Below are 11396 nucleotides of genomic sequence, written 5' to 3' on the forward strand. Positions count from 1 at the left end.
GGCGGCTACGGATACATTACATCTAGGTGTTTAAATGCAATAAACTAACTTATTGAAAATGATTAAAATAAAAAAAGTACAAGTACATATTCAGCTGTTATTGATCACCACACTGATGTGTTCCATAAATTTAAATGGACAATCTTATTGGGATAAAGTAAACGATCGTGAATCGACCCTTGGATTGGATCAGGGGTATGAGGATTTTAAAACTTCAAATTTTACACTAAAATTAGTACGTGCTTCGCAAACAGTTGCAGGCCTTTCTCCTACTGGTGAGCAGTTCGATTTTACGCCAGGGGAGCGTATAGAAATTCGAGATAAAGATAGCCTATATCATCTTGGTGATATAAATCTAACCCTTAAAAAGGGGCAAGGTAATTGGGAATCTTATTCCTCTGCTTATCAAAGAAAGGCCGTTACTCCCCTTAAGGTTAGCGGGACAATTTTAGCAGCCTCTGATATGTCAAACACCTTTCCAATTCGAATGCCAGTGAAGGTGAAACGTTACTACCAAGAAGATCAAGGTGATTTGGTTCTGCGATACGTGATCAGTAATATTTCAACTGAAAATGTAGAGATAGGTGCTCTTGGAGTACCGATGATTTTCAACAACATATTGGAAGGTAAATCTTTGGATCAGGCACACGCCGACAATGTATTTTTCGATCCTTACATCGGTATGGATGCGGGGTATCTGGAGGTTAAACATCTTAACGGAGAAGGAAAAGTATTATTGGTTATTCCTGAGAAAAATATGCCTTTTGAGGCTTATCGTCCCTTACTTGATGATCCGACTCCTAGAAGCATTGTATTTGAAGGATTTCACGAGTGGATGTCAATGAGTAAGTCCTATGCTCAGAATCAGTGGAAGGGAGTCCAACAGTGGAACCCTCCAACTTCTATGATCCTAAAACCAGGGGAGGAAAAAGAATTTGCACTTAAGTTTACCCTAGCCAATGACCTAAGGTCCATTTCGGATCGACTTTCAGATCATAAAATGGCCGTGGGTGTTGGAATCCCAGGATATGTACTCCCTATGGATGTGAAGGGAAGCTTGTTTTTGAAATCCCATACAGCTATTGAGTCTATTACCGTTACACCTGCAGGTGCACTTACAATAAAGGAAAATAAAAAGCTTAAAAACGGTTTTAAGAAGTACGATGTGACTGCGAACAAGTGGGGAAGAGCTCGTATATCGATTGTTTATAAAGATGGAAAACAACAAACTATTCATTATAAGTGTATTAAATCGGAACAGGATGTTGTTAAAGATATGGGAGAATTTTTGACAACCGAGCAATGGTTTGATCAAAAGGATGACCCCTTTAATAGAGCGCCATCGGTAATTTCATATGATTATCAGGCAAAAAGACAACAGACACAGGACAGTCGGGTGTGGATCGCAGGGCTTAGCGACGAAGGTGGAGCTGGTAGTTGGTTAGCAGCGATGATGAAGCAGTACGTTCAACCTGATCAAGGCCAAGTGGATAAACTCACAAGCTTTGTCCATGAAACGCTATGGGGTGGTATTCAGTATGACACTGGAAAAAACAAGTACGGAGTAAAGAAAAGTGTGTTCTATTACCAACCCGATAGCCTTCCTAAAAACACTTATAACGATAGTATAAATTATAACACTTGGGCTGCTTGGGATCACAAGCATGCAAATGACCCAGGGCGTTCTTACAACTACCCACATGTAACGGCGGCGTATTGGGTACAGTATCGTCTTGCCCGATTCCATGACAATATGATCGATAAGCAGTCTTGGGAATGGTACTTAAAGCAGTCCTATCACACGGCCATAGCAATGACAGAACTTGCTCCATATTATGCCCAGTTCGGTCAAATGGAAGGAACCATCTTTTTGGAATTACTATTGGATTTAAAACGCGAAGGTTTGGATACCATGGCCACAACACTCGAGGCAGCCATGAAGAAAAGAGCGGATCTTTGGAAATCCCTTAATTATCCTTTTGGTAGCGAAATGCCATGGGATTCTACAGGGCAAGAAGAGGTCTTTATGTGGTCGGATTATTTTGGATATGATCAAAAGGCTGATGTGACCTTAAATGCAATACTAGCCTATATGCCAACGATGCCTCATTGGGCTTATAATGGGAATGCTAGAAGGTACTGGGACTTTTTGTATGGTGGGAAGCTCTCACGCATAGAACGTCAAATTCATCATTATGGATCGGCCCTTAATGCCATTCCAGTGCTTAAAGCTTATCAGAATTCACCAGATGATCTTTACCTTTTACGTATAGGATATGGCGGGCGATTAGGAGGAATAGCGAATATTACCCAAGATGGCTTTGCACCAGCGGCATTTCATTCCTTTCCTAGCACTTTAGAGATCGACTACCTCTCCGGAGATTATGGTTCTGGTTTCTTTGGATATGCGGTAAATTCAGCGGCTTATTTGACGCACTCCTCCACCTTTGGATGGTTAGCCTTTGGTGGTAATATTACCAAAGAGGGTAGGAAGGTGGAAATGATCCTGACAACAGCTTCTAAAAACCAAGTATTTATCTCCGCTGAAAGGTTATTAGTGACCCTTGACGCAGGTTCAATCCATAGCGTGGTGTATGATACCAAAAGGCATGTGGTCAAACTATACCTAAGTCCGGGTAACGAATTTACTTCTCATGCCTATTTGAGAACCAACAAAGACATTAAACTTGATTTTATGGAGGAAAAGGGTAGTTATAAAATTCCTTTAGGCAAGGATAAAATTGAAATTGAAATAGCTTTATAGGATAAGATATTCTAAAGTAAATTGTATTGAAATAAGGTCGGAGATTGGTTTGTTTACCGGCGTTTAAAAGAGGGAGTTGTGATAACTCCCTTTTTGTTTTTCTTTTTTTTTGCGTATTATTTACAAGGGGATTAGTGTTAGCCTTATTGATGTGAAAGACGGATGATATAACCCACTAAAGATGTAAACCTTAAGATAGATTTAATAATTTTAATTGCAATAATTTATTATTTCTGATGTTAATTTGAAGGATCAAAAGTTTCTTTAATGAAAAATACTGACCAACACCAATTTTTATCCCCTATTGTATGTATCTGCTGAAAAATGACCTTCATGTTATTATACTTGCTATCAGGGATTTCAGTGAAGCTACAACTGCCTTAAACTTATCAAGATTCCTGCAGCGATATTAATGCTATGTAATTCTAGCTATAAATGTCATTCAAAAATCATTTTAATCTACCTAGGAATCACCATATAGGGATTTTTATTCATAACCAAAACTTATAAAAATTCATGAATAGGCTTCTTATAAAAAGACTTAAAGCCGGGGATCAAAAAGCTTTTAAAGAAGCGTATTTCCTGTACTATGATAAGCTTTTTGATTTGGGTAGGCGATTTGAACACGTATTTTTAAGTGCTGATGATTTTGTTCAAGAAACTTTTCTTAAAGTATACCACAATCGTGAACAGTTAAATCCGGACGCCCCCTTAGACAAACAGTTGTATGTTATTTGTAGAAATTTAATATTAAATAACCTTAAAAGACAACAGAAGGTTATACCACTCAATGGAAATATACCAGAACCTTCTTATCAGGACTCATCTGATGAGGAAGATTATCAAATTAAACAAGAACTATTTCACAAATGGGTAGGTGAGTTGCCAGAGCAGCAACAAAAGGTATACACGTTACACAAAATAGAACGATATTCTTATTCCGAAATAGCCCAACTAACAAAGCTTTCCAAAAAGACTATTGCAAATCATATTTATCTTGCCACAAAATTTATTCAAAAAAAAATAGCAGAACGTTAGGAACTTTTTACAAATCGATTGTCTTATAATAAAGTGACAACCGTGAAAGTAGAAAATTATAAAACTAATGTTAAAAATCAGCAGCAGGCGAATTACTTGATTAAAGTCCTACAATTACATGTTTCTGATTGCCAGCTAACCTTTGATCAAGACACCTTTTTACTATCGGTCAGCACAAGGAGAGAAGTTTCTGAGTTAGTTTGTTTTGTAGTGTCTAAGCAGGGTTTTCTATGTAAAAAAATAACTTAATAATCATGAAAAAAGAAGAACTCGATAAGCAGCTGGAGAAATTGTGGAAGAAAAAGCCAGCGGTTCAAAACCCAAAATTAAAAGAGCAATCTTGGGAGGCTTTCTCTGCTAAGGCATTTGTGAATCCAAGCAGGAGGATTGAGAAGGTTGGGTGGCAGTGGGTTGCTGCAGCTGTGATTATGGCAATGATCGCCATTGGAAGCTTGTTGGTATATCAAAACAACCCCATACAGCAGGTGAATGTGTTTGAGTTAGTTGAAAACACCACTTTACAAGTTAAAAGAGTGGAACTTCCCGATGGTTCTATCGTTGAGCTCGATCCCTTTACAAAATTAGAATATGCTAAAAATTTCAAAAAGCACAGGACTCTAAAATTGCAGGGAACCGCATTTTTTCAAGTCGAAAAAGATGAAAATCATCCATTTGTCGTGCAGTGTGATAAAACGACCACCACCGTATTGGGGACTACTTTTACGATCGGGCAGCGTGCGCAGGAGAATGTTCGTGTAAGGCTCTATGAAGGTAGTGTTCGTATGGAGATTGAACATCTTCCAAAAAACTGGGTTTTAGAGCCTGGGGAGGAGTTTATTTATAATCATAGACAAGTTAATATAAAGCCCTTTGAACGATTCATAGATTTTGAAAATGCGAATTTAATTGAAATCGTAACCTATATAGAGTCCAGCTACCATTACAAAATTGTATTGCCAGAGGTGTTATTGCATCAATCTCTAACCCTGCGAATTAATAAAAAAGAACGATTTGAAAATATCGTACAAATCATAGCCACAATGTATGATCTAAAACCTGTGATAGATAAAGAACATAAGACGGTTCATTTTCACCAGTAACTGGAGGCTTCATAAAAATCATACCGGTAGATACGCTTTATGACTAACTATTATTCAATTCATTTTATTTTAAAAATCAACAAAATTTTATGAAAAACCTATTCTTCCATCTCTATATACTCGGGACGATGAGTCTTTGGTCCCAAGGTATTACCACCACCATTAGAACATCAACCACTTTAAAAGAGCTGTTTACAGAGATAGAGGCTCAAATCGATTACAAATTTGCCTATAGGAACGATCTTGATGTCTCAGCTAGGTATTTTAATCAAGAGCTACAATTAGATAACGCTAGCGTGAGTGAACTCATTAGTGAACTTAACAATCACCTCCCTATACACTTTTCTGTAATCGGTGACAATATTACAGTTCATCGAGCCTCTAGTAGTAGGCAGCAGTACTATACTTATACTGGAAAGATCACTGACGAACTTGGAGATCCATTAGTTGGTGTAAGTATCCACATAAAAGAAGTCAATACAGGAACGACAACTGATGAAAATGGAAACTTTTCCCTTCGGTTAGCTTCCAATAATTACACCGTTAGGGTAACCTATGTGGGGTATAGGAGTATTGAAAAATCATTAAAGTTAACTCATAATGTAAATCATCAATTTCAATTAGAGATAGATACCCAAACATTGGAAGAGGTAGTGGTGACGGATCAGAGTCGGGCCGTTAATATCAAAAAGCCACAAATGAGTGTGAATCATTTATCGATGCAACAAATTAAACAAATACCTGTTGCCATGGGAGAAGCCGATCCTTTAAAAGCATTGATGACCTTTCCAGGGGTTTCCAATGCAGGGGAGGGCTCATCAGGTTTTAACGTTCGAGGCGGTGCTGCGGATCAAAATTTGATTTTGCTCGATGGTGCACCAATTTATAGTGATTCGCATCTTTTAGGTTTTTTTTCCGTCTTTAATGCAGATGCAGTGAATAGTCTAGAACTCTACAAGGGTGGGATTCCCTCTAAATTTGGTGGCCGCGTGTCCTCTGTGCTTGATGTGCATCAGCAACAAGGGAACTATAACGATATGGAAGCAGCAGGGGGCATCGGTCTGATCTCAAGTAGACTTCTACTTAAAGGGCCCATTTTAAAGGATAAACTTTCGTACATGATTGCAGGAAGAGCCTCCTATGCGCATTTATTTTTAAAACTAGCTGATAATGATAATTCGGCTATGTTCTACGATATTAATACCCGGCTCAACTACCAGATCGATCAGAACAATAGTATTTATTTTTCAGGATACTCTGGAAGTGATGTGTTTGATTTGGCTGATAACTTTAATACGACTTATGGTAACTTGATGGGCAATTTAGGTTGGAAACATACCTTTAGTAATTCGCTAGGTTCTGATCTATCAGTTTTTTATAGCGATTACCGATTTGAGTTAGCTATAAACACCGAGGATTTCCAATGGAAAAGTGCTATTAAAAGTTATGGATTAAAATACGATTGGATTCATCATTTAGCAGATCGGTTTCTATTGAATTATGGTGTGCAAGGTACCTACTATGATTTTAATCCCGGAACTTTGGAACCCCAAAGCAGCGATTCCCAGTTTAATTACCGACAATTGGATAAGAAGTACGCGGTAGAAAGTGCTGCGTACCTGGATATCGAGCATAAGCTTACAGATAAAGTAAATCTGAGATATGGATTGCGATATAGCCTATATTATAGGTATGGGGAAGAAGAGATCCTCACCTATGCACAAAACAAACCCGTTATTTACAACCCAATTTACAATATTTATGAAAAGGCAGAGCCTACTGGTTCGGTTGCTTATGGAAGTGGTGAAAGGATCGCTAATTTTAATAATTTTGAGCCACGGATTTCCCTGTCCTACACCATAAGTCAGAAGCATTCCTTCAAGGCAAGTTATAACCGAATGGCACAGTACATTCATATTGTTTCGAACAGTCAATCTCCAACACCTATGGATATTTGGACCCCTAGTGGTCCATTTATTAAACCTCAAATACTCGATCAGTACGCCCTAGGGTATTTTAGAAATTTTGACAATAAAATGTACTCGCTAGAGACTGAGGTGTTCTATAAAAAGGTTAAGAACCGAATTGATTATGTCGATGGAGCAAACCTGTTGGCCAACAATAATATAGAACAAGTACTCCTAAATGGTAAGGCGCGTGCCTATGGTTTGGAATTATTACTGAGAAAAAACAAGGGAGATTTCACGGGCTGGCTTGCTTACACCTTGTCTCGAGCAGAACAAAAAACAGTAGGCATCAGTGAAGGAGAACCAGGAATTGCCAACGGAAATTGGTATGTGTCGCCTTATGATAAATTGCATAATTTCAATATAGTGGGAAATTATCAGCTGACCGATAAGTGGAGTTTTAGCGGTAATTTTAGCCTTCAATCAGGTCAACCCATAACATATCCTAATGGATATTACGAATTTGGCGATATCCATATTCCAAATTTTAACATGCGCAATGAGAATAGATTACCGCTCTATCACCATCTTGACCTTGCAGCTACTTACACTCCTAGACCAAAAAAGACCTCAGGTTGGAGAGGTTCATGGGTTTTTAGTATTTACAATATATACAGCCGAAAAAATGCGGCATCCATTCGATTTACTACCAATGAAGATACAGGGATAAATGAAGCCAGACGACTTTCTATCTTTGGAATCGTACCTAGTATTTCTTATAATTTTAAATTTTAGAAACATGAAATATTTCTTTGACTACGCACAGATGCTTTTTTTAAGTTTAGTTACTTTGATAATTTTTTCTTCATGTGAAGACGTGGTTGATGTAGCTTTGGATACCGGGCAATCGACCATTGTAATTGACGCTGAGATCTTATGGCAAAGTGGAACGGACGGTAGCAAGCAAACAATTTTAATTAGTAAAATGACAGATTATTATAATCAGCAGGTTCCAAAGGTCACGGGCGCTGAGGTCTTTGTTGAGAATCAATATGGGCAACGTTTTGAATTTAAAGACATTGGTCAGGGTGTATATCAGTGTACAAATTTTAATCCCGAACTTGATGTGGAATACACATTAACAGTAGCAGTAGGAGATCAATTATACACTGCTACCGAAGTTATGGAACCTGTTTCTGAAATACTTCAGGTTGTTCAGACTGTGGAACAAGGTTTCTCAGGGGAGGATGAAATTGAAGTGCAATTTAAATTTCAAGATCCAGCTGATCAATCCAATTATTACCTTTCTGACTTTGAGACCAATATACTTTTCTACCCTGAATATGAGCTTACAGATGATGATCTCTATAATGGGAATGTAATTAAAATTGGCTTCTCAGATGAAGATCTTAAAATAGGGGATACCGTTAAGATAACCCATAGAGGGATTTCAGAGCAGTTCTACAATTATATGAATTTAATTTTGGAGACTACCAGTGGCAACCCATTTGCAACCCCACCAGGCAATATTCGGGGAAATATCCTAAATGAAAATGAGCCTGGAGCATACGCATTGGGGTACTTTAGGCTTAGCCAATCGGATGTGGCTACTCATATAATTGAATAATAAATTGGGAATTGGAAATTTAGTACCAAATGACTTTGTAGCATACCGGTATTAAATTTACTGTATTATGACCTTGATCATAGTAATTTGGTTTGCTTGTTTTTAATTTCGCACGCAAAATTGAAATCAACCATTATGGAACTTTCCCAGAAAATCACAGAATTAAAAAAGAAAAAGAATGCCGTAATCCTTGCTCATTACTATCAAACTCCTGAAATACAAGATGTCGCTGATTATGTAGGTGATAGTTTAGGGCTTTCTCAAAAAGTGATTTCCTCTGATGCGGATATCATTGTTTTCGCAGGTGTCCACTTTATGGCAGAAACTGCAAAAATTTTAAATCCAACTAAAAAAGTATTACTTCCAGATCTAGCGGCGGGATGCTCTCTGGCAGACTCCTGTCCTCCAGATGCTTTTAAAAAAGTTATTGCGGCGCATCCCGATCACCTTGTGATCACTTACATTAATTGCTCGGCTGAAATCAAGGCAATGAGTGATTTGGTTTGTACCTCTTCCAATGCAGAACAAATCGTAAACACTGTTCCTAGAGAGGTGCCAATATTATTTGCACCAGATAAAAATTTAGGAAAATACATTCAGAAAAAAACCAATCGAGAAATGCTTCTTTGGGATGGATCGTGTATCGTCCATGAGGCATTTTCTTTTGACAAACTGATGAAACTCTATCAGCGTTACCCAGGTGCTAAAATACTGGCACATCCAGAATCAGAATCACATATATTAGAAACGGCTAATTATGTGGGTTCTACGGCTGGTATGATACGATATGTCAAGGAGCATCCATCTCATGATTATATCGTGGCTACGGAGGCTGGGATTTTACATAAAATGCAACAAGAGGTTCCAGATACCCTGTTGATTCCTGCACCAGCTCAGGAGGATAATCACTGTGCTTGTAGTGAGTGTGCTTTTATGAAATTAAATACTATGGAAAAACTGTATGATTGTCTTGTTCATGAGTATCCACAAATAGATATACCACCTAGTGTTCAGCAAAAAGCCATTAAACCTATTATTCGAATGTTAGAATTGTCATAACCATGTTGAAAACAAATTTCCTAATTATAGGTTCAGGCATTGCTGGTATGACCTTGGCCATAAAACTGGCGGAATATTTTCCTACGAAAAAAATTACCATTGTTACCAAAGCCGGGGAATCCAATACTCGTTATGCTCAAGGAGGCGTGGCAGCGGTACTGGATAAAAGCCAGGATTCTTTTAAAAAGCACATTGAAGATACCTTAAAGGCAGGCGATGGGTTATGCGATTTAGCAGTAGTAAAGCATGTTGTCGAGCAAGGGCCAAAGCGGATTAAGGAGCTTTTAGACTGGGGGGCGAGGTTTGATAGGGATCCTAAGCAACGGTTACTTTTATCAAGAGAAGGGGGACATACCGAACGCCGTATAGTTCACCACAATGATACTACAGGAAAAGAAATTGAACGAGCCTTGCTCCAAAGAATTCAAAACCTAGATACTATTGAGGTTTTAAGCAATTGTTTTGCTATTGATCTAGAAGCGCAATCCAGCGCTAAGGGGAACGAAAAAACCATTAAAGGGGCGTATATATTTTATCAGCATACCCAAGAGGTTTCCTTTATTTTTGCTCAGACAGTAACCCTGGCCACTGGTGGTATAGGTCAACTATATACCCACTCTACCAATCCTTCTATTGCCACAGGGGATGGTATTGCAATGGCACTTCGAGTTGGTGCACAGGTGAAATACATGGAATTTATTCAATTTCATCCCACTGTATTCTTTGAAAAAAGTTCTGGAACTTCCTTTTTAATATCCGAAGCCGTTAGAGGCCATGGTGCTTATCTTAGAAATTCAAAAGGACATCGCTTTACCCTAGATTATGATGAAAGAGGAGAATTAGCCTCTAGGGATATCGTATCTAAGGCCATCTATTGGGAATTATCCCGATCGAAAGAAAAATGTGTATACTTGGATTGCACTCATCTAAATGTGGAAGAATTTAAAAAACACTTTCCGAACATATATCAGACTTGTTTAAGGAAAGGGGTAGATATTTCAAAAGACTGGATTCCTGTGGTACCAGCGGTTCATTATTTATGTGGAGGTATTGTTGTGGATAAGGATGGGAAAACTAATTTGAGTAATTTATTTGCCTGTGGTGAATGTTCATGTACTGGACTTCATGGGGCAAATCGATTGGCCTCAAATTCGTTGTTAGAAGCGCTTATCTATGCACATTCCATATTTGAGTACCACATCAGACATTATCATAAAAGCAACGATATTCTTTCTGTAGATCAGCACCTTAGGGATACTTATAAAGTGGTAAAGGAATCTATTGCGCTGGAACAAATGTTGGATAACTTACGAGCCTTAATGTCCGAAAATGCTGGCATTGTAAGAAATACAAATACGCTTATAGAATCGAAGAAAAAACTTGATTTGCTTCTAAGCAGGCTACAGACAAATTACCCTAAAGAGCATGTCAATACAGGTCTTTGCCAATATAGAAATATGCTTGCTGTGGCACAAGTTATCATTGCGCAGTCCATCGCGCGAAAAGAAAATAAAGGAGGTTATTACAACATGCAGCTCTAACGCTACTTTTAAATGGCATGTAGCGTTATAACAATCAAAATATAAGGCGAATCAGCGGTAGTTTTTGGTTGATTTTTTTTATTTTTATTTACATGAAATCAACCATAGAAGAAATAGAAAAACGATTTGATCAAGACGTAGAGCGATTTTCTAATCTTGATACAGGACAGGCTACCACCTTGGATGCCACCTTTAATTTAGAGTTAATTACCCATGCGATCTCAAAAGCATATCCCAATGGAATATCAGTTTTGGATGTAGGCTGCGGTGCGGGGAATTTTAGCGTAAAACTTGCCCAGAAAGTTAAAGATGTCCAATACACCTTATTGGATTTAAGTAAACCCATGCTGGAGAGAGCAA

General features: G+C 38.1%; 8 protein-coding genes. All 8 read left to right on the top strand.

Features of this window, described 5'->3' with window-relative positions; all coding sequences use genetic code 11:
* The first annotated feature begins 58 nt into the window (after positions 1-58).
* Entirely contained in the window at positions 59-2764 is a 2706-nt protein-coding gene (locus tag VKY50_RS05550; RefSeq protein ID WP_324299705.1) for a DUF5695 domain-containing protein, read from the top strand.
* A 516-nt stretch (positions 2765-3280) separates the two neighbouring features.
* The gene (locus VKY50_RS05555; RefSeq protein ID WP_324299707.1) at positions 3281-3802 is read left to right on the top strand and encodes an RNA polymerase sigma factor; all 522 of its coding nucleotides are present in this window, start codon (positions 3281-3283) and stop codon (positions 3800-3802) included.
* 254 nt (positions 3803-4056) lie between these two features.
* Complete coding sequence (locus VKY50_RS05560; protein WP_324299709.1) at positions 4057-4902, top strand: FecR family protein; 846 nt, start codon at positions 4057-4059, stop codon at positions 4900-4902.
* Between the two features lie 89 nt (positions 4903-4991).
* A complete protein-coding gene (locus VKY50_RS05565; RefSeq protein WP_324299711.1) occupies positions 4992-7604 on the top strand; it encodes a TonB-dependent receptor in 2613 nt (870 codons plus the stop codon).
* Positions 7605-7608: 4 nt separating this feature from the next.
* Positions 7609-8436: a DUF4249 domain-containing protein gene (locus VKY50_RS05570; protein ID WP_324299713.1), complete on the top strand. Its 828-nt coding sequence runs from the start codon at positions 7609-7611 to the stop codon at positions 8434-8436.
* Positions 8437-8571: 135 nt separating this feature from the next.
* Positions 8572-9495, top strand: a complete 924-nt coding sequence (gene nadA / locus VKY50_RS05575) for a quinolinate synthase NadA (RefSeq protein WP_324299715.1) — start codon at positions 8572-8574, stop codon at positions 9493-9495.
* Positions 9496-9497: 2 nt separating this feature from the next.
* Entirely contained in the window at positions 9498-11036 is a 1539-nt protein-coding gene (gene nadB / locus VKY50_RS05580; protein ID WP_324299717.1) for an L-aspartate oxidase, read from the top strand.
* 92 nt (positions 11037-11128) lie between these two features.
* The coding region (locus VKY50_RS05585) for a class I SAM-dependent methyltransferase (protein ID WP_324299719.1) at positions 11129-11396 on the top strand (268 nt) is incomplete at its 3' end.

It is taken from the genome of Galbibacter sp., assembly GCF_035306585.1.
GTDB lineage: Bacteria > Bacteroidota > Bacteroidia > Flavobacteriales > Flavobacteriaceae > Galbibacter.